The following is a 20,109-nucleotide window of genomic DNA, read 5'->3' on the forward strand; positions in this document are numbered from 1 at the left end:
CAACCACGGCGATCACCGGGATGCCGAGCTTCTTGGCTTCCTTGATGGCGATGTCTTCATGGCCGATGTCGATGACGAACAGGGCGTCGGGCAGGCGGTTCATGTCCTTGATGCCGCCCAGCGAAGCGTCCAGCTTGTCGCGCTCGCGGCGCAGGCCCATCACTTCGTGCTTGACCAGCTTCTGGAAGGTGCCGTCGGTTTCCGCGGCTTCCAGTTCCTTCAGGCGGGCGACCGACTTCTTCACCGTGGCGAAGTTGGTCAGCGAGCCGCCCAGCCAGCGCTGGGTCATGTACGGCATGCCGCAACGCTCGGCTTCTTCCTTGATCGCCTCGCGCGCGCTGCGCTTGGTGCCGACGAACAGGATCACGCCGCGCTTCTGGGCCACGCCGCTGATGAAGTTCATCGCGTCGTTGAACAGCGGGACGGTCTTTTCGAGGTTGATGATGTGGATCTTGCCGCGGGCACCGAAGATGTACGGTGCCATCTTGGGGTTCCAGTAGCGGGTCTGGTGGCCGAAGTGGACGCCGGCTTCCAGCATCTGGCGCATGGTGATCTGGGGCATTGCAGTAACTCCTGGATGTGGAACCCGCGCCGGTTGGATGATGGCGCTGCGCCGAAGTGCCGTGCGGCATGGGCGCTGGATTCCGGGGTTGGGCCTCCCCATCGTCACTGCGTCCGAACCTCTTGCGAGGCACCCCGGCGCAGGGGTTGTCGATGGGTGCGTATTTTTGAAGCATGATTCGACGGTGCGCCCGTCGTGGCGGCGGTAAAGCCCCGGAATTATGACCTGATTCCCTTCCCGGAGCAATCCGGGGGACGGATGCGCGATAATCCGCCCATGAGCATCAACCTGAAGACCCCTGCCGAGATCGAGAAGATGCGCGAGGCTGGCCGTCTGGCCGCCGAGGTGCTGCAAGTGGTCGCCCCGTTCGTGAAGCCGGGCGTCACCACCGAGGAGCTGGATCGCATCTGCCATGACCACATCGTCAACGTGCAGAAGGCGATCCCGGCCAACGTCGGCTATCGCGGCTATCCCAAGACGGTCTGCACCTCGGTCAACAACGTGATCTGCCACGGCATCCCGAGCGAGGCCAAGGTGTTGAAGGATGGCGACATCGTCAACATCGACGTCACCGTCATCAAGGACGGCTGGCATGGCGACACCAGCCGGATGTACGTCGTCGGCACGCCTTCGGTGATGGCAAAGCGGCTGGTCGAAGTGACCCGCGAAGCGATGTTCCGCGGCATCCGCATGGTCAAGCCGGGCGCGACGCTGGGCGACGTGGGCCATGCAATCCAGCAATACGCGGAAAGCCAGCGCTTTTCCGTGGTGCGCGAATACTGCGGCCACGGCATCGGCAAGGTCTATCACGACGATCCGCAGGTGCTGCATTACGGCAGGCCGGGTGAGGGCGTGGTGCTGAAGGAAGGCATGACCTTCACCATCGAGCCGATGATCAACGAAGGCACCCGCCACTGCCGGCTGCTGCCGGACGGTTGGACGGTGGTGACCAAGGATCGCAAGCTGTCGGCGCAGTGGGAGCACACGGTGGCAGTGACGGCCGATGGCGTGGAAATCCTGACCCGCGTGCCGGGCGACGACAACGACCTGTGAGCATGCACGCCTCGGTCGAACCGCATGCGGCAGCGACCGAGCCTGCTCCGGGGCCGGAAGGCGATGCCGCGTGGTCTGCCGATGCACGGGCAAAGCTGGCGCAGGCCGATGCACGGCTTGCGCGCCGTTTTGATGCCGGCGATCTTGCCGACCGCCTGATCGCGTTGCGCGCGCGCGCAGCCGATGTGCTGGTGCGCGCCGCATGGCGGCGCTGCATTGAGGACGATGCACCGCTGGCCCTGTTCGCGGTGGGTGGCTATGGGCGCGGTGAACTGTTCCCGCAGTCGGACATCGACCTGCTGGTGCTGGCCGAACCCGAAGCACAGCAGGCGCATCAACCGGCGCTGGCGCGCTTCCTGACGCTGGTCTGGGATGCCGGCCTGCATGCCAGCCAGGCGGTGCGCAGTGCGACGGAATGCACCGAGGCCGCTGCTGACCAGACCGTGCTGACGGCGTTGATCGAAGCCCGGCCACTGCTTGCGTGGGAAGAGGAAATCCGCGCCCTGCGCGATGCGATCGCGCCCGAGCGCGTGTGGCCACCGCGCGCGTATTTCGATGCCAAGACCGAGGAGCAACGCCTGCGCCATGCGCGCTTTGGCGACACCTCCGACAATCTCGAACCGAACATCAAGGACGGCCCGGGCGGCCTGCGTGACCTGCACATGCTGGGCTGGCTGGCGCAGCGCAGCTTCGGTGTGCAGGCGCTGGAACAACTGGTCGATCTGGGCCATCTCGGGCGCGATGAAGCGCTCGCGCTGGAGCGCGAACGTCGCGCGCTGTGCCGGTTGCGCTACGGCCTGCATCTGGTCGCGGGCCGGCGCGAGGAACGGCTGCGCTTCGATCATCAGAAGCTGCTTGCTGCGCGATTGGGTTTCGTCGATGACGAAGCTTCGCTCGCGGTCGAGAAGATGATGCAGGGCTTCTATCGCAGCGCCGGCATCGTGCGCCGCATCGACGAACGCCTGCTGCAACGCTTCGAGGAACATTTCGATGGCGCTTCCGAACCGGAACCCATCGACGCCGATTTCGAACGCCGTCGCGGTTATCTGGCTGCACGCGCACCGGACTGGCTGCGGCGCGACCCGGCGCATGTGTTTGCGCTGTTTTCGGCATGGGCCGCAGACCGCGATCTGCGTGGCCTGCATTCGCAGACGGCGCGTGAACTGGCGCAGGCGCTGCATCAGGTGCCGTCGTACGAAGAGGCAAGCCCGGCGCTGCGCGAGGATTTCATGCAACTGCTGCGCGGCCCGCAGCCGGTCAAGACGCTGGAACGCATGGCCCGGCTGGGCGTGCTGGGGCGCTGGATTCCCGCATTCCAGCAGGTGTCCGGGCGCATGCAGTTCGACCTGTTCCACGTCTATACCGTGGACCAGCACACGCTGGCGGTGCTGCGCAATATGGCGAAGTTTTCATCGAACGAGGAAGACGAACGCTTCGCCATCGCCCATCGCGTCTGGCCTTCGCTGCGCAAGCCGGAACTGCTGCTGCTGGCCGGGTTGTTCCACGACATCGGCAAGGGCAGGGGCGGCGATCATTCCGAACTTGGCGCGGTCGATGCGCGCGCATTCTGCGAGGCGCATGACCTGTCCGAAGCCGACACTGCGCTGGTCGAATGGCTGGTGCAGCGCCACCTGCTGATGTCCACCACCGCGCAGAAGCAGGACATCACCGATCCCGAGGTGATCCATCGCTTTGCCGGCATCGTCGCCGACCGCCAGCGGCTGGATTACCTGTACCTGCTGACTTGCGCGGACATTGCCGGCACCTCGCCAAAGCTGTGGAACGGCTGGAAGGATCGCCTGCTGGCCGACCTGCACACTGCCACGCGATTGGCGCTGCGGCGCGGGCTTGGGCATCCGGTTGCGGAGCCGGAGCGCATCGCCGAAAACCGCGAAGCGGCACGCGCGCTGCTGTCTGCGGCTGGTCACGATGGCGATGCGATCGATGCGATGTTTGCGCGGATGCCGCGCGAGAACTTCCTGCGCAGCCGGCCCGACCAGATTGCATGGCAGGCAGCCGCCCTGCACGAAGTTGCGCCGGGTCAGCCGGTGGTGGCCGCGCGCGCGCTGCCGGGCCGTGACGGCATGGAAGTGCTGGTACACATGCGCGATCAGGACGGCCTGTTTGCCGCCATCGTGATCGCGCTGGATCGGCTGGGCATGGGCATCCTGCAGGCGCGCGTGCTGGATGGCCCAGGCGGCACCATCTTCGATACCTTCCAGGTCTTGCCCGCCGACACGCGCCAGGTTTCGGTGCCGGCGGAACTGGCGGAAGCGCTTGCGCGCGCGCTGTCTGGCGACCTGCGGCAAATGCGCCCGGCGCGGCGCAGCCAGCCCCGCCATCTGCGTCACTTCCGCATCACGCCGCAGCTGGATTTCACCGAGATTGCGGGCGGCACCCGCATCGGGCTGGTCTGCAACGACCGCCCCGGCTTGCTGGCCGACATCGCCCGCGTCTTGCGCGAGCATCGCCTGCGCGTACACGACGCGCGCATCGCCACCTTCGGCGAACGCGCGGAAGACTTGCTGCTGGTCAGCGACGAACACGACCACCCACTGCAACTGGCCCAGCGCGACGCATTGCGCGATGCACTGCTGGCCGTACTCGACGATGGAGACACACGATGACTGACACCGCTGCAATCGACACTCTGCGCAACGAAATCGAAGACGCATGGGCGCGCCGTGACGCGCTGGGTGCTGACGAAATCGCGGCCAGGGTGAAACCGGCGGTGGAGCGCGTGATCACCGGCCTTGAAAGTGGCGAATTGCGCGTTGCGGAACCCAAGCCTGATGGCGGCTGGCAGGTCAACGAATGGCTGAAGAAGGCGGTGCTGCTGTATTTCCGCAGCAACGACATGGCCGTGGTCGAGGCAAAGCCCGCACCGTTCTGGGACAAGGTGGAAGCGCGCTTCGCAGGCTATGACGAAGCGAAGTTCCGTGCCGCCGGCGTGCGCGTGGTGCCCGGTGCGGTGGCACGTCGCGGCACCTACTTCGGCATGGACGTGGTGTTGATGCCCAGCTTCGTCAACATCGGTGCCTACGTGGGCGAGGGCACGATGGTCGATACCTGGGCCACGGTCGGCAGTTGTGCGCAGATCGGCAAGGGCTGCCACCTGTCCGGCGGCGCCGGCATCGGCGGCGTGCTGGAGCCATTGCAGGCGTCACCGACCATCATCGAAGACCATTGCTTCATCGGCGCGCGCTCGGAAGTGGTGGAAGGCTTCGTCGTTGGCCATCACAGCGTGATCGGCATGGGTGTGTTCCTCGGCCAGAGCACCCGAATCTACAACCGCGCAACCGGCGAAATCAGCTACGGCTCGGTGCCCCCCTACAGCGTAGTGGTCAGCGGGCAGTTGCCGGCGAAGGACGGCAGCCATTCGCTGTACTGCGCGGTGATCGTAAAGCAGGTGGATGAAAAGACGCGCAGCAAGACCAGCGTGAACGAGTTGCTGCGCGGGCTGGCTGATTAGTTTCGTTCTCCCCGCCGCGCGGGGAGGACATACACTTTCTTCCTTCTCCCTGCTGTGCGGGGAGGGCATACACTTTCTTCCTTCTCCCCGCTGCGCGGGGAGAAGGTGCCGAAGGCGGATGAGGGGCCTGATGACGACACTCTACGGACTGAAAAACTGCGACACCTGCAAGAAGGCGCAGAACTGGCTCAAGCGCTTCGGCGTCGAACACGCCTTCGTGGATTACCGCGACGAACGGCAATCACCGGAGACGTTGGTGGCATGGAAGGACGCCGTTGGTGGTTGGGATGCGCTTATCAACAAGTCATCGACCACATGGCGGCAGTTGCCGCCCAATCGCAAGACGCCAGGCAGTGATGCCGAGTGGAAATTATTGCTGAAGGAATACCCGCAACTGATCCGCCGCCCGGTCGTGGTGCTGGACGATGGCAGCGTGTCGCAGGGGTTTTCCGACAACGGATTCAAGAAACTGTTCGGCGTAGGCTGAGATGAGCGACGTTGTTTCACTGACCTGTGAGCTGATCGCCCAGCATTCGGTGACGCCGGACGATGCCGGCTGCCAGCAGTTGATCGCGCAGCGCCTGCACGCCGCTGGCTTCGCCATCGAACACCTGCGCTTTGGCGAGGTGGACAACCTCTGGGCCATCCACGGTAGCGGTGGCCCGGTGCTGGCATTGCTCGGTCATACCGACGTGGTGCCGCCGGGCCCGCGCGAGGCATGGGCTTCCGATCCATTTGCGCCCGAAGTGCGTGACGGCGTGCTGTACGGACGCGGCGCTGCGGACATGAAGGGCAGCGTGGCGGCATTCGTGATCGCGCTGGAGCGTTTCGTCGCGGCAAAACCTGAGCATCCCGGCACGGTGGCACTGCTGCTGACTTCGGACGAAGAGGGCGATGCCATCGACGGCGTACGCAAGGTGGCCAATGTATTCCGCGAACGCGGCCAGCGCATCGACTGGTGCATCACCGGCGAGCCGTCATCGAAGGAAAGACTTGGCGACCTGCTGCGCGTGGGCCGGCGCGGCACGCTGTCGGCAACGCTGACAGTGCGCGGTGTGCAAGGTCACGTTGCTTATCCCGAGAAAGCCCGCAACCCCATCCATCAGGCCGTGCCCGCGCTGGCGGAACTAGCCGCAAAGCGCTGGGACGATGGCTACGAAACATTCCCGCCCACCAGCCTGCAAATCAGCAACATCCACGCCGGCACCGGCGCAAACAACGTGATTCCCGGCGAACTGCAGGTGCTGTTCAACCTGCGCTACAACCCGCACTGGCGCGCCGAACAACTGGAAGCCGAATGCGAAGCGATCCTGCACGCGCACGGACTGGACTACGCCATCCATTGGCATCGCGGTGGCGAACCCTTTCACACACCCGAAGGCCCGCTGCGCAGTGCCGCACGCGACGTGCTGGCGCAGTTTTCCGGTGCAACGCCCGAGGAAAGCACCGGCGGCGGCACCTCGGATGCCCGCTTCATCGCCCCACTCGGCGCGCAGTGCATCGAGATCGGCCCGGTCAATGCCAGCATCCACAAGGTGGACGAGCATGTGCGCGTCGCCGACCTGGAGCGGTTGCCGGATTTGTATCTGGCGCTGGTGGAGCGGTTGCTGGTTTGATTATTCCACGGTCACTGAACTGTATTCATCGCCTTCCCCCGAGCAGAGGCGGTACGCAGGAAGAATGCTCGGCGGTCGGTATGTCATTCCCAAGCGTCATGTCGCAGCGGGCAGGATGACGCTCATGGGCGCGCTGCCGGGCGTGCGGGCGCGTTAAGCTAGCGGGCACCCCGCACCGACCCCTCACGTTGAATACCTTCGGCCATCTGCTGCGCGTCACCACCTTCGGCGAGTCCCACGGGCCGGCCATCGGCTGCGTGGTGGATGGTTGCCCGCCGGGCATTGCCATTGCGCCGGAGGACTTCGCGCACGATCTTGCAAGGCGCGCCACCGGCAAGACGCGGCATACCTCGGCGCGGCGCGAGGCGGACGAGGTTGAAATCCTCAGCGGCGTGTATGAAGGCGTCACCACTGGCACCCCGATTGCACTGTTGATCCGCAATACCGACCAGCGCAGCAAGGACTATGCGGCCATCGCCGCGCAGTTCCGCCCCGGCCATGCCGACTACGCCTATTGGCAGAAGTACGGCATCCGCGATCCGCGCGGCGGCGGGCGCAGCAGCGCGCGCGAGACCACGATGCGCGTTGCGGCGGCGGTTATCGCGAAGAAGTGGCTGGCACAGCGCGGTGTGACCGTGCGTGGTTGCATGACGCAGATTGGTGATGTGGTGCCGCGTGCGCACGACTGGAGCGCGGTTGAAGCCAATCCGTTCTTCTGGCCCTGCGCGGAGCAGGTGCCGGAGCTTGAAACCTACATGGACGCGCTGCGCAAGTCCGGTGATTCGGTCGGTGCGCGCATCACGGTGATTGCCGATGGCGTGCCGCCGGGCTGGGGCGAGCCGATCTACGGCAAGCTGGATGGCGAGCTTGCCGCCGCGATGATGTCGATCAATGCGGTGAAGGGCGTGGAGATCGGCGATGGCTTTGCATCCGTCGCGCAGAAGGGCAGTGAACACCGCGACGTGATGACGCCGGACGGATTTTTGAGCAATCACGCGGGCGGCATCCTTGGTGGCATTTCCACCGGGCAGCAGCTCGTGGTGTCGGTGGCGTTCAAGCCGACCTCCAGCCTGCGCCTGCCGGTGGAAGGGCTGGACGTGGAAGGCAATGTGGTCGATGTGATTACCACCGGTCGCCACGACCCCTGCGTCGGCATTCGCGCCACGCCGATCTGCGAGGCGATGCTTGCGCTGGTGCTGATGGATCAGGCGCTACGCCATCGCGCGCAGTGCGGGGACGTGGGCGAGGTGTCGCCGCGCATTCCGGGCGAAAAAATCATCGACACCAAACGATAGCGGCGCGCCGCCGGCTACGCCCCCACGGGCAGCGACGCGCCGCGAACCAGCACGCAATCGCAATCATTTTCCGCAGGCGCTTTGATGCGCCGCATCCAACATCTTCGAGGCAAAAAAACAATGAGTAATCAGTACAAGGTGGCCGTGGTCGGTGCGACCGGCGCAGTGGGCGAAACGATGTTGTCGATCCTTGCCGAACGGAAGTTCCCGGTCAGCCAGATCGTGGCGCTGGCGTCGGAGCGTTCCGCCGGTGGCCACGTCGCGTTTGGCGATGACGAAGTGCTGGTGCAGGATCTGGCGACCTTCGATCCGGCATCCATCGACATTGCGCTGTTCTCCGCCGGTGGTTCGGTGAGCAAGGAATACGCACCGAAGTTTGCCGCCGCAGGCGCGGTGGTGATCGACAACTCCTCGACCTTCCGCTACGACGACGATGTGCCGCTGGTGGTCAGCGAAGTGAACCCGGAAGCCGCGCGCAATCGCCCGCGCGGGATCATCGCCAATCCCAATTGCTCGACCATGCAGCTGATGCCGGTGCTGGCACCGATCCATCGCGAATACGGCATCGAACGCATCAACGTCGCCACGTATCAGTCGGTCTCCGGCGGCGGTCGCAGCGCGATGGAAGAACTGGGCAAGCAGACCGCCGAGTTGCTGAGCTTTCAGGACATCCAGCCTGCCAAGTTCCCGGTGCAGATCGCCTTCAACCTGATCCCGCACATCGACGAGTTCCAGCCCAATGGCTACACCAAGGAAGAAATGAAGCTGGTGTGGGAGACGCAGAAGATCCTGGGCGATGCCTCGATCCAGGTGAACCCGACTGCCGTGCGCGTGCCGGTGTTCTTCGGCCATTCCGAGGCAGTCAACATCGAAACCAGGAAGAAGATCAGCCCGCAGCAGGCGCGCGAACTGCTGGGCAACGCGCCGGGCGTGGAAGTGGTGGATGAGCAGAAGGCGGGTGGTTACCCGACCCCGGTCACCCATGCCTCGGGCAAGGATCCGGTGTTCGTGGGCCGCATCCGCGAGGATTTTTCGCACCCGCGCGGGCTGAACCTGTGGGTGGTGGCCGACAACATCCGCAAGGGTGCGGCGCTGAACGCGGTGCAGATCGCCGAGCTGCTGGTGGCGGACGGCTTGCCGCCGAAGGCCGCGCGCGGCTAGAGTCAGCGCGGGGCGAGGCTCGGGAGCGCGCGTGATAAAGACATTGCGGAAGGCGGCAATCGCGGCGGCACTGCTGTTGGCCGTTGGCAACGCATGGGCGCTGGGGCTGGGCCAGATCCAGGTCAAGTCGCGCCGCAACCAGCCGCTGCTGGCGGAAATCCCGATTGTTTCGACCACGCCGGGTGAGCTGGAAGCGTTGCAGGCGCGGCTGGCATCGCCCGAAACTTTCCGCCGGGTTGGTCTTGCGCCGCCCTCCGGCATCGCTGCCGACCTGCAATTCAGCCTTGGCAGTGATGCGCGCGGCAGGCCGGTGATCCGGGTCACCACGAGCAGGCCGGTCGATCAGGCCTCGCTCAACTTCCTGATCGAAGTCGATTGGGGGCAGGGCCGGCTGGTGCGCGAGTATTCGGCGCTGGTCGATGCCCCCGATGCCGCCAACGCGCCATTGCAGCCGGCGATCGAAGCGCCCGCGCTGCCTGAGCCGAATCTGGTGCAGCGCGATGAACCGGCGCTGCCGCCGCCCGATGCCGCGCCTGCACAGCCCACCGCGCAGCCAACGCCGGCACCCACGCAGCCTGCCCCGCAGCCCGTGCCGCCGCCAGTGGCAGAGCCACCTGCATCGGTCGCCGCAACACCTGTTGCTTCGGCGGAGTACGGGCCGGTGAAGGCGGGCGAAAGCCTGTCGAAGATCGCCAGCGGGCTGGACGTGCGCGCCGCCTATAGCCTGGAGCAGACCATGCTGGCCCTGCTGCGCGCAAATCCGGATGCCTTCCTCGGCGATGACATCAACCGCCTCAAGCGCGGTGCGGTGCTGCGCCTGCCGACCCATGCCGACGTGGCACAGGTCGATGCCGGCGAGGCCGCGCAAATCGTGCGCCAGCAGATGCGCGTGTGGCGCGAAGCGCGGCGCGTGGTGCGCCAGCCGGAAGCGCCAGTGGCGCAGGCGGCTGTCGCAGCGGCAGCACCAAAACCGTCAGCGCCACCTGCCGCGCCACCAGCGAAGCCCGCAGCAGCGGCGGCGACCACGGCAGCACCGCGCAGCGAGGCGCGCCTGCAGATCGTGCCGCCAACGGCACCGGGCAAGGCAACGGGAACACGATCCGGCACCGCCGCCGGGGGCGAGGGCAGCATGCTCCAGCAACAATTGCAGCAGAAGGACGAGGACATCGCCGCCAAGTCCGCCGAAATTGGCGAACTGAAGGAGCGCGTGGCCGAACTGGAACGTCTCAAGGACGAGCAGCAGAAGCTGCTGTCGATGAAGGACAGCGAACTGGCAGCCGCCCAGCAGCGGCTGGCCGAATCGAACAACAAGGCCGCTACCGCGCAGCCGGCGGATGCTGGCAACGACGGCGGCAGCATGATGCCGTGGCTGTGGGGCGGCATCGGCTTGCTGGTGCTGGCCCTGCTGGCGTGGTTGCTGGGGCGGCGTCGCAAATCGGGTGATGCCGAGCCGGTGCGACGCAGCGGCTTCGACAGCAGTGCGCTTGCAGCCAGCATGCTGCCGCCCACCCGCGAGGAAGCAACAGCGGAGGAAACCGCTTCCGAACCGGCCGCTTCGCCGCCTGCAAGGCCTGCGCCGGTGACCATCGACCTGGCCGATGTGCCGCCCGCGCCGCCGCGCATCGAAACGCCCACCTGGCATTCCGGCTGGGTGAAGACCGACACTGCGCCAACGCCCAAGCCTGCAACGGAGGCACCCACACCGCGCTTCGTGCCGCTGCAGGATGCCCTGCCGGACGTGCAGGCGGTGGCCGCGCCGGCCAGCGCGGAGGAGCGTTTCAAGCTGGCGCGCGCGTTCCTGGACCTTGGTGACGAGCACACGGCCAAGCAATTGCTGCTGGAACTGCTGGACGACACCGACCCGGCGGCGCGCACCGAGGCCGCGCGCCTGCTGCGCGAGTTGGGCTGAAGGCGCACGGCGGCAGGATGCGGCTTGCGCTCGGCGTCGAGTACGACGGCAGCGGCTTTTCCGGCTGGCAGCGGCTGAGTGCCGCCGGTTCGCAGGAGCCGGATGGCAGCCTGCAAACCGCGCTGGAAATCGCGCTGTCGAAAGTGGCCGATGCCCGAATCGACACCGTTTGTGCGGGCCGCACCGATGCCGGCGTCCACGGCATGTGTCAGGTCGTGCATTTGGATACCGAAGCCACCCGCAATGCGCGGGGCTGGGTGCTGGGCGTCACCGCCAACCTGCCGCCGACGATGGCGGTGCGCTGGTGCGTGCCGGTGGCCGAGGACTTCAGCGCGCGTTTTTCCGCACGCGCGCGCCGCTATCGCTACCGCATCCTCAACCGCAGCGCGCGGCCCGGATTGGAACGCCAGTATCTGGGCTGGGAACGCATGCCGCTGGATGCCGATGCCATGCACGAAGCGGCGCAGGCCTTGCCCGGTGAACGCGATTTCTCCGCCTTCCGCAGCGTGCAGTGCCAGGCCACGCATGCGCGCCGCAACCTGCACGGGATTTCCGTGACCCGCGTGGGTGACGAAGTGGTGGTGGAAGTACAGGCCAACGCTTTCTTGCATCACATGGTGCGCAATATCGTCGGCTCGCTGCTGGTGGTGGGGCGCGGCGAGCGTCCGGCCGAATGGATCGCCGAACTGCTGGAAGGGCGCGACCGCACCGTTGCAGGGCCGACTGCGCCTGCCGCCGGGTTGCTGTTCCTCGGCCCGAAATACCCGCGAAGCTGGGGCTTGCCGGAGGAGGTTTGTGGTGATGAATGAAGCAGCACCGCCACCGCTGCGCACCCGCATCAAGTTCTGCGGTTTCACCCGCCCCGGCGACGTGCGTCTTGCCGGTGAGCTGGGCGTCGATGCGGTGGGCGTGATCTTCGCTGCGCAGAGCAAGCGCCGCGTGGAGGTGGCGCGCGCAGAGGCGCTGCGCGCGGCGCTGCCGCTAATGGTCGATCTGGTGGCGCTGTTCATGAACAACGACGAGCGCGAAGTGCGCGTCGCGATTGCCCATGCGCAGCCCACGCTGCTGCAATTCCACGGCAGCGAGGACGATGCCTTCTGCCGCCGCTTCGGCCTGCCGTACCTGAAGGGCGTGGGCATGGGCGGCGCGATGCTGGATGGGCAAGCGCTGCGCGCACGCTGGCCGAATGCGGCGGGTTTCGTGCTGGATGGACATGCGCCGGGGCAGGCCGGTGGCAGCGGGCAGCGGCTGGACGTGGCCGGCATTCCTGCCGATCTTGACAAGCCGTGGCTGCTGGCCGGCGGGCTGACGCCGGACAACGTCGGCGATGCAATCCGCGCTGCGTGTCCATGGGGCGTGGACGTGGCCGGCGGCATCGAATCCGCGCCCGGCATCAAGGACGGCGTACTGATGCGGCGTTTCGTTGAAGCCGTACGCGCGGCGGACGCTGCCGCGCTGATCGGGTAGGCTATGTCCACGCCATGAAGACCCAGCATCGACCCACTGCACCCTTTGGCCGCTCGCTGCGCCGCTGGCGGCGCGTGCCTGCGGCAGCGGTGCGGTAACGCGGCTCGCACGTTTGCCGTTCCTCGTGCTGCCGGCGCTGCCGCCGCAGCCTGCAAACCTGTTCCACGGAGACTTCAGCGTGAATGCTTCCAGCACCCTGGCCGCGCCGGATGCGGCCATCGATTTCCATGCCTACCCCGATGCCGCCGGCCATTTTGGTCGCCACGGCGGGCGCTTCGTCGCCGAAACCCTGATCGGTCCACTGGATGAACTGGCCGCTGCCTACGAGGCCGCGCGTGTCGATCCGGATTTCATCGATGCCTTCGACAAGGACCTGAAGCATTACGTCGGCAGGCCCAGCCCGATCTACCACGCGCAGCGCCTCAGCCGCGAAGTGGGCGGTGCGCAGATCCTGCTCAAGCGCGAAGACCTGAACCACACCGGCGCGCACAAGATCAACAACACCATCGGGCAGGCGCTGCTGGCATCGCGCATGGGCAAGACCCGGATCATCGCCGAGACCGGCGCGGGCCAGCATGGCGTGGCCTCGGCCACCGTCGCCACCCGGCTGGGCCTGGAATGCGTGGTCTATATGGGCGCGACCGACATCGAGCGCCAGAAGATCAACGTCTATCGGATGAAGCTGCTGGGCGCGACCGTGGTGCCCGTCACCAGCGGCTCGGCCACGCTCAAGGACGCGCTGAACGAAGCGATGCGCGACTGGGTGACCAATGTGCGCGACACCTTCTACATCATCGGCACCGTCGCCGGCCCCGATCCGTACCCGCGCATGGTGCGTGACTTCAATGCCGTGGTCGGGCGCGAGGCGCGCGCGCAGATGCTGGCCGAATATGGCCGCTTGCCGGACGCCATCACCGCCTGCGTCGGCGGCGGCAGCAACGCCATCGGGTTGTTCCATGCCTTCCTCAACGATCCGTCCGTGCGCATCGTCGGCGCGGAGGCGGCGGGCGACGGCATCGAAACCGGTCGCCATGCCTCCTCGCTGGCGGCGGGGCGCGTCGGCGTGCTGCACGGCAACCGCACCTACGTGATCTGCGACGACGATGGCCAGATTGCCGAAACCCATTCCATCTCCGCCGGCCTCGATTACCCCGGCGTCGGGCCGGAACACGCCTTCCTCAAGGACACGGGCCGCGCCGAATATGTCGGCGTGACCGATGACGAAGCACTGGCCGCGTTCCATCGCCTGACCCGCACCGAGGGCATCCTGCCCGCGCTGGAATCCAGCCACGCGGTGGCGCAGGCGATCAAGCTGGCCCACGAGCTGCCGAAGGACAAGCTGGTGCTGTGCAACCTGTCCGGGCGCGGCGACAAGGACGTGCATACCATCGCCGCGCGGGAAGGGTTGTCGCTCTGAGCGGGCGGATTTGGCTCGCGCTACCCATCTGGGCGACAATACCCGGCTAACCCAACGATTTTCCAAGGAGCACGGCCATGGCCGATGAACAGGCCCAGCAAGGGCAGCAGGGCAGCAACCAGGTCGATCCGGCCTTCCTCGAAGCGGTCAACGAATACCTGCAACTGGCCGATACCCACACCAGGAAGGTCGGGCCGAAGGGGCCGAGCCTGGCGATCCTGTTTGCCGCCGCGCGCTTCAATGCGCACGTCTTCCTGCTGAGCGTGAAGCCGATCGACGCCGCGAAAGAGCGCGCGGCTTTCCTTGACTACATGAGCACCATGTACCGCCGCATGCTGAACGAGCATCTGGACGGGATCGGCGAGGAGCGCGGCATCGACGTGGGTGATTCCGAGCTGGCCGAGGATTACAAGGCTGCCGGCGTCAAGATCGGTCGCCTGAAGGATGCCGGTGCGAACGGCGCTGGCAACAGCGCGCCGACCCCGGCGGGTGACTATGTGGCCGCTGCCGGCGCGGTGCCGCCGTCCAACGCTGCCAACGAATGACCCGACTGCAGCAGCGGCTGGACGCCCTGCGCGCGGCCGGCCGCAAGGCGCTGGTGCCGTTCGTCACGGCAGGTGATCCGTCACTTGAGGCGACGGTGCCGGTCATGCACGCGCTGGCCGATGCCGGCGCGGACGTGATCGAGCTGGGCGTGCCGTTCTCCGACCCGATGGCGGACGGCCCGGTGATCCAGCGCAGTTCCGAGCGCGCGCTGCTGCGCGGTGCCGGCCCGCGCTACGTGCTGGATTGCGTGCGCGCCTTCCGCGAACGCGACGGCGATACGCCGGTGGTGCTGATGGGCTACCTGAACCCGGTCGAGATTCGCGGCGCAGCGGCGTTTGCCGCCGATGCAGCGCAGGCCGGCGTGGATGGCATGCTGCTGGTCGATCTGCCGCCGGAGGAAGCCGATGAATACCGCGCCGCTTTCGCCCGCAATGGCCTGGCGCTGATTTCGCTGGCATCGCCGACCACGCCTTCGGCGCGGATGGCGCGTCTGTGCGAGCAGGCCGACGGTTATCTCTACTACGTCAGCTTCGCCGGCGTGACCGGTGCATCGGACAGGCTGGATGTGGGCGATGCCGCCCGCCATCTGCAGCAGGTGCGGGCGATGGCGAAGATTCCGGTGTATGCCGGCTTCGGCATCCGCGATGCGCAAAGCGCGGCGGCGATGGCGGCGCATGCCGATGGCGTGGTGGTGGGCAGCGCATTGGTCTCGGCGCTGGAAGGCGCGGCCGATGCCGATGACGCAGCGGCGCGGGCCGGGGCCTTCCTGCGGCCCCTGCGGCAGGCGCTGGGCTAGACTGGCGGGACAGGGCCGGCCTCTGGCCGGGATGACGCGCGCACGGTCGCGCTCGACCCAAAGGTGATCGAAACGAATGAGCTGGCTCAAGAAACTGATGCCCGGCAGCGGCATCCGCACCGAAACCGGCGTGGATCGCAAGCGCAGCGTGCCGGAAGGCCTGTGGGAAAAATGCGAGAGCTGCGGCGCGGTGCTGTACCGGCCCGAGCTTGAGGAAAACCTCGAGGTCTGCCCCAAGTGCAGCTTCCACATGCCGATCCGCGCGCGTGCGCGGCTGGCGGCGTTGCTGGACGATGGCCTGGGCCACGAGATTGGCGAGCAGCTCGGCCCCACCGATGTCCTCAAGTTCAAGGACCAGAAGAAGTACACCGACCGCATCAAGGCCGCGCAGAAGTCCACTGGCGAGCGCGACGCGCTGATCGCGATGGAAGGCAAGCTGAAAGGGCAGGACATCGTGGCGGCGTCGTTCGACTTCGCCTACATGGGTGGCTCGATGGGTTCGGTAGTGGGCGAGCGTTTCACCCTGGCCGCCGAGCGTGCGCTGGAACTGCGCTGCCCCTTCGTCAATTTCAGCGCCAGCGGCGGCGCGCGCATGCAGGAAAGCCTGTTCTCGCTGATGCAGATGGCCAAGACCTCGGCGGCGCTGGGCCGGCTGCGTGCGGTGGGGCTGCCTTACATTTCCGTGCTGACGCACCCGACCACCGGCGGCGTGTCGGCCAGCTTTGCGATGCTGGGCGATCTGAACATCGCCGAGCCGGGCGCGTTGATTGGTTTTGCAGGCCAGCGCGTGATCGAACAGACCGTGCGTGAAAAGCTGCCGGAAGGTTTCCAGCGCAGCGAGTTTTTGCTGGAACACGGCACCGTGGACCAGATCGTGGATCGCCGCGAAATGCGTGATCGTCTTGCGCATCTGCTGGCGATGCTGATGAAGCAGCCGGTGCCGGCGGACGACGCGGAGGCGGCATGAGCGCCCGCAAGTATTTCGGCACCGATGGCATCCGTGGGCGCGTTGGCGAAGGCCCGATTTCCGCCGACTTCGTGCTGCGCCTGGGCAATGCCTACGGTCACGCGCTGGTCGCCGCCGCGCGCAAGGAGCAGGAGTGGCGCAAGCCGATGGTGGTCATCGGCAAGGACACGCGCATTTCCAACTACATGTTTGAAGCCGCGCTGGAAGCGGGCCTTGTCGCTGCCGGCGTGGACGTGCAACTGATGGGGCCGATGCCGACGCCCGCCGTTGCGCATCTCACCAACTCGATGCGCGCCGATGGCGGCATCGTGATTTCCGCCTCGCACAACCCGCATCACGACAACGGCATCAAGTTCTTCTCCGCCCAGGGCGAAAAGCTCGACGACGCCACCGAGCTTGCCATCGAAGCCGCACTGGACGAACCGTTCCGCACCGTGCCATCGGAGCGGCTTGGCAAGGCGGTGCGCACCCGCGACACCATCGGCCGCTATGTCGAAGCCTGCAAGAACTCGGTGCCGCGCGGCTTCAACCTGGAAGGCATGCGCATCGTGATTGATTGCGCGAACGGCGCGACCTACCAGCTTGCGCCACTGGTGCTGCGTGAACTGGGCGCGCGCGTCGAAACCATTGGCGTCGATCCCAATGGCCTGAACATCAACGATGGCGTTGGCTCCACCCATCCCGAAGCGTTGGCAGAGCGCGTGCGTGCGACCGGTGCCGATCTGGGCATCGCCTTCGATGGCGACGGCGACCGCGTGCTGTTCGTCGATGCGCAGGGCAAGGTGCGTGACGGCGATGACCTGCTGTATGTGCTGGCCTGCGACTGGCAGCAAACCGGGCGTCTGCGCGGGCCGGTGGTCGGCACGCTGATGACCAATTACGGTTTCGAACGTGCGCTGGGGGAGCGCGGCATCGGTTTTGTCCGTGCCAAGGTCGGCGACCGCTACGTGCATCAGCAGTTGCTGGCGAACGATGGCGTGCTCGGCGGCGAGGCCAGCGGTCACATCCTGTGTCTGGATCGTGCCAGCACCGGCGACGGCATCGTCAGTGCGTTGCAGGTGCTGGAAGTTTTGCAGCGCAACGGCATCGGTCTTGCGCAGGCGCTGTCCGGCCTGCGCAAGGTGCCGCAGAAGACCATCAACGTGCGCTATGCCGGCGGCAGCAAACCGGCGGACGCGGACAGCGTGCAGGCGGCATTGCGCGATGCGCAGCGCGCGGTCGAAGGCAAGGGCCGCGCCTTCCTGCGCGCCTCCGGTACCGAGCCGGTGGTGCGGGTGACGGTGGAGGCCGACGATGCCGCGCTGGTCGATTCCACACTCGCCACGCTGGCGGATGCGGTGCGCGCTGCTGCGGCCCAGACCTCGTAGTACCGTAGGTGCGGAGCTTGCTCCGCACGCATGCGACAGCAATCCAGAATCAAGCGGAGCATGCTCCGCATCGACAACGGCAAGCAGGCCAGACCCATGTCCACCAGCCAGATTCCCACCCTCGACATCCGCCGCTTCACCCATCCGGCATCGCTCGAAGACCGTCAGGCCTTCATCAACGAGCTCGGTGCGGCCTACCGCGAATGGGGCTTTGCCGGCATCCGCAACCACGGCATCCCGCAGGCGCAGATCGACGAGGCCTACGCCACTTTCAAGGCGTTTTTCGCGCTGCCGGAAGACGTGAAAAAGCAGTACCACATCCCCGGCGGCGGCGGTGCGCGCGGTTACACCCCGTTCGGCGTGGAAACCGCGAAGGACTCCAAATACTTCGACCTCAAGGAGTTCTGGCACATCGGCCGCGAGATCCCGCGCGACTCGAAATACGCGGCGGAGATGCCGGAAAACCAATGGCCGGCGGAGATCCCGGAATTCAGGCGCGTCGGCTACGGCCTGTACCAGTCGCTGGATGCGCTGGGTTCGCAGGTGCTGTCGGCGCTGGCGTTGCACATCGGGCTGGCGGCGGACTATTTCGCCGACAAGACCGACAACGGCAACTCGATCCTGCGCCCGATCCACTATCCGCCGATCACCGCCGACGACATCCCCAACGTCCGCGCCGGCGCGCACGAGGACATCAACCTCATCACCCTGCTGGTCGGCGCCAGCGCCGCCGGCCTGGAAGTGCTGTCGAAGAAGGGCGAGTGGGTGCCGTTCACTTCCGATGCCGACACCATCGTGGTCAACATCGGCGACATGCTGCAGCGCCTGACCAATCACGTGTATCCGTCCACGACGCATCGCGTGGTCAACCCGCCGGGCGAGGAAGCGCGCAAGCCGCGCTATTCGGTGCCGTTCTTCCTGCACCCCAACCCGGATTTCCTGATCGACGTGCTGCCGTCCTGCATCACCCCGGACAACCCCAGCCGCTATCCCGAACCGATCACCGCGCAGGGGTATCTGGAAGAACGGTTGCGCGAGATCAAGCTGAAGTAAGGAGCCACGCATGCGCCGCAGGATCGTTGCCGGAAACTGGAAGTTGCATGGCACCCGTGCTTTCGCGACCGCGCTGGTCGGGCAGGTCGCTGCCGCGCCCGTGGCGGGCGTGGAACTGGTGATCCTGCCGCCGCTGCCGTATCTGAGCGACCTGATCGAGGACTTCGAGGCCACGCCGCTGGCGTTTGGCGCGCAGGACGTGAGCAGCAATGAACAGGGCGCTTTCACCGGTGAGGTATCGGCCACAATGCTGGTGGATGTGGGCGCGAAGTACGGCTTGGTCGGGCATTCCGAGCGCCGCCAGTACCACGCCGAAACCAGTGAACTGGTGGCGCTGAAGTTCCAGGCTGCCGTCCGTGCCGGGCTGCGCCCGATCCTGTGCCTGGGCGAGGGCCTGGAACAGCGCGAGGCCGGCCAGACCGAGGCGGTGATCGCGGCCCAGTTGCAGCCAGTGCTGGAACTGGCCGGCGTTGAGGCCTTCCGCGACGCGGTGGTGGCCTATGAGCCGGTCTGGGCTGTTGGCACCGGGCGCACCGCCAGCCCGGAGCAGGCGCAGGCCGTACACGCCTTCATCCGTGGCGTAGTGGCCGCGCGCGATGCTACAATCGCCGGCTCGCTGCCCATCCTGTACGGGGGTAGCGTGAAGCCGGACAACGCGGCCAGCCTGTTTGCGCAGGCTGACGTGGACGGCGGACTGATCGGCGGTGCCTCACTGGCGGCTGCGGATTTCCTGGCCATCGCCCGCGCGGCGGCCTGACACACGAGAGAACGACGCAAGATGCTGTTGCAACTGGTCAATGTGGTGTACGTGCTGGTGGCGATCGCGATGATCGGCCTCATCCTCATGCAGCGTGGCTCCGGCGCGCAGGCCGGCTCCGGCTTTGGCGGCGGTGCATCCGCCACCGTGTTCGGCGCGCGCGGCGCATCCAACTTCCTCAGCAAGAGCACCAAGTGGCTTGCCATCGTGTTCTTCGTCATCAGCATGGGCATGGCGATGTACGCCAGCAAGGGTGCCAAGGTTGGCACTGCCGCCGCGCCCGATGCCGGCGTGATGGGGCAGGCCGTGCCCGCCAAGCCGGCACAGAAGGCCCCGGCGGCGCAGGTGCCGGCAGCTCCGGCGCAGGCCGTCCCGCAGGTTCCCGTCGCACCGGCACAGCCGGCGACAGCCACTCCGGCGCAGCAGCCCGCACCGACGCCCGCACAGGGCAAGTAACACGAGAATCCACGCATCAGCCCAGGTGGCGGAATTGGTAGACGCACTACCTTGAGGTGGTAGCGACGCAAGTCGTAGGGGTTCGAGTCCCCTCTTGGGCACCACATAGCAGTACAGGAAACCCCGCTCCAGCGGGGTTTTTCTTGGTTCTTCACCGAAGTCCGGGGATTGGCATCAAAAAGGAACGGCAGATCCGGGTGAAGATGTTTGTGTCG

At 66.4% G+C, this 20,109-nt stretch carries 19 protein-coding genes and 1 tRNA gene; 19 read left to right on the forward strand and 1 reads right to left on the reverse strand.

Going from position 1 to position 20,109, the window contains the following annotated elements; all coding sequences use genetic code 11:
- Positions 1-562: 30S ribosomal protein S2 (gene rpsB, locus QM612_RS06385; RefSeq protein WP_415253062.1), on the reverse strand; the 562-nt coding region annotated here is incomplete at its 3' end.
- 276 nt (positions 563-838) lie between these two features.
- Between rpsB and map the strand changes: the two genes are divergently transcribed.
- The 19 genes from map (at position 839) to QM612_RS06480 (ending at position 19,998) form a co-directional block, all read left to right on the forward strand.
- A complete protein-coding gene (gene map, locus QM612_RS06390) occupies positions 839-1,615 on the forward strand; it encodes a type I methionyl aminopeptidase (protein WP_415253063.1) in 777 nt (258 codons plus the stop codon).
- A gap of 2 nt (positions 1,616-1,617) precedes the next feature.
- A complete protein-coding gene (glnD, locus tag QM612_RS06395) occupies positions 1,618-4,242 on the forward strand; it encodes a [protein-PII] uridylyltransferase (RefSeq protein ID WP_415253078.1) in 2,625 nt (874 codons plus the stop codon).
- Entirely contained in the window at positions 4,239-5,087 is an 849-nt protein-coding gene (dapD, locus tag QM612_RS06400; RefSeq protein WP_415253064.1) for a 2,3,4,5-tetrahydropyridine-2,6-dicarboxylate N-succinyltransferase, read from the forward strand. Before glnD ends, dapD begins: the two co-directional genes overlap by 4 nt.
- A 130-nt stretch (positions 5,088-5,217) precedes the next feature.
- Positions 5,218-5,574, forward strand: a complete 357-nt coding sequence (locus tag QM612_RS06405) for a Spx/MgsR family RNA polymerase-binding regulatory protein (RefSeq protein WP_415253065.1) — start codon at positions 5,218-5,220, stop codon at positions 5,572-5,574.
- A 1-nt stretch (position 5,575) separates the two neighbouring features.
- Positions 5,576-6,703, forward strand: a complete 1,128-nt coding sequence (dapE, locus tag QM612_RS06410) for a succinyl-diaminopimelate desuccinylase (RefSeq protein ID WP_415253066.1) — start codon at positions 5,576-5,578, stop codon at positions 6,701-6,703.
- A gap of 188 nt (positions 6,704-6,891) precedes the next feature.
- Positions 6,892-7,998, forward strand: a complete 1,107-nt coding sequence (gene aroC / locus QM612_RS06415; RefSeq protein ID WP_415253067.1) for a chorismate synthase — start codon at positions 6,892-6,894, stop codon at positions 7,996-7,998.
- Positions 7,999-8,118: 120 nt separating this feature from the next.
- Complete coding sequence (locus QM612_RS06420; protein WP_415253068.1) at positions 8,119-9,159, forward strand: aspartate-semialdehyde dehydrogenase; 1,041 nt, start codon at positions 8,119-8,121, stop codon at positions 9,157-9,159.
- A 31-nt stretch (positions 9,160-9,190) separates the two neighbouring features.
- Positions 9,191-11,068, forward strand: coding sequence for a FimV family protein (locus QM612_RS06425; protein WP_415253069.1), 1,878 nt, complete (start codon positions 9,191-9,193; stop codon positions 11,066-11,068).
- A gap of 17 nt (positions 11,069-11,085) precedes the next feature.
- On the forward strand, positions 11,086-11,877 hold the full coding sequence (gene truA / locus QM612_RS06430) for a tRNA pseudouridine(38-40) synthase TruA (RefSeq protein WP_415253070.1): 792 nt from the start codon (positions 11,086-11,088) through the stop codon (positions 11,875-11,877).
- Entirely contained in the window at positions 11,870-12,535 is a 666-nt protein-coding gene (locus QM612_RS06435) for a phosphoribosylanthranilate isomerase (RefSeq protein WP_415253071.1), read from the forward strand. The genes truA and QM612_RS06435 overlap by 8 nt, the downstream gene beginning before the upstream one ends.
- A gap of 217 nt (positions 12,536-12,752) precedes the next feature.
- Positions 12,753-13,952, forward strand: a complete 1,200-nt coding sequence (gene trpB, locus QM612_RS06440; RefSeq protein ID WP_415253079.1) for a tryptophan synthase subunit beta — start codon at positions 12,753-12,755, stop codon at positions 13,950-13,952.
- Positions 13,953-14,029: 77 nt separating this feature from the next.
- Entirely contained in the window at positions 14,030-14,497 is a 468-nt protein-coding gene (locus QM612_RS06445) for a DUF3144 domain-containing protein (protein ID WP_415253072.1), read from the forward strand.
- Positions 14,494-15,294, forward strand: coding sequence for a tryptophan synthase subunit alpha (trpA, locus tag QM612_RS06450; RefSeq protein WP_415253073.1), 801 nt, complete (start codon positions 14,494-14,496; stop codon positions 15,292-15,294). The genes QM612_RS06445 and trpA overlap by 4 nt, the downstream gene beginning before the upstream one ends.
- Positions 15,295-15,370: 76 nt before the next feature.
- Entirely contained in the window at positions 15,371-16,261 is an 891-nt protein-coding gene (gene accD / locus QM612_RS06455) for an acetyl-CoA carboxylase, carboxyltransferase subunit beta (protein WP_415253074.1), read from the forward strand.
- Entirely contained in the window at positions 16,258-17,628 is a 1,371-nt protein-coding gene (glmM, locus tag QM612_RS06460) for a phosphoglucosamine mutase (RefSeq protein WP_415253075.1), read from the forward strand. The genes accD and glmM overlap by 4 nt, the downstream gene beginning before the upstream one ends.
- A 96-nt stretch (positions 17,629-17,724) precedes the next feature.
- Positions 17,725-18,681, forward strand: a complete 957-nt coding sequence (locus QM612_RS06465; RefSeq protein ID WP_415253080.1) for an isopenicillin N synthase family dioxygenase — start codon at positions 17,725-17,727, stop codon at positions 18,679-18,681.
- Between the two features lie 10 nt (positions 18,682-18,691).
- Positions 18,692-19,438 (forward strand): triose-phosphate isomerase, encoded by a 747-nt coding sequence (tpiA, locus tag QM612_RS06470; RefSeq protein ID WP_415253076.1) that lies wholly within the window; start codon positions 18,692-18,694, stop codon positions 19,436-19,438.
- Between the two features lie 21 nt (positions 19,439-19,459).
- The gene (gene secG, locus QM612_RS06475) at positions 19,460-19,894 is read left to right on the forward strand and encodes a preprotein translocase subunit SecG (RefSeq protein WP_415253077.1); all 435 of its coding nucleotides are present in this window, start codon (positions 19,460-19,462) and stop codon (positions 19,892-19,894) included.
- A 19-nt stretch (positions 19,895-19,913) separates the two neighbouring features.
- Positions 19,914-19,998: transfer RNA gene (locus QM612_RS06480), tRNA-Leu, on the forward strand.
- Positions 19,999-20,109: the final 111 nt, after the last annotated feature.

The sequence above is a fragment of the Thermomonas sp. genome (assembly GCF_047606765.1).
GTDB lineage: Bacteria > Pseudomonadota > Gammaproteobacteria > Xanthomonadales > Xanthomonadaceae > Thermomonas.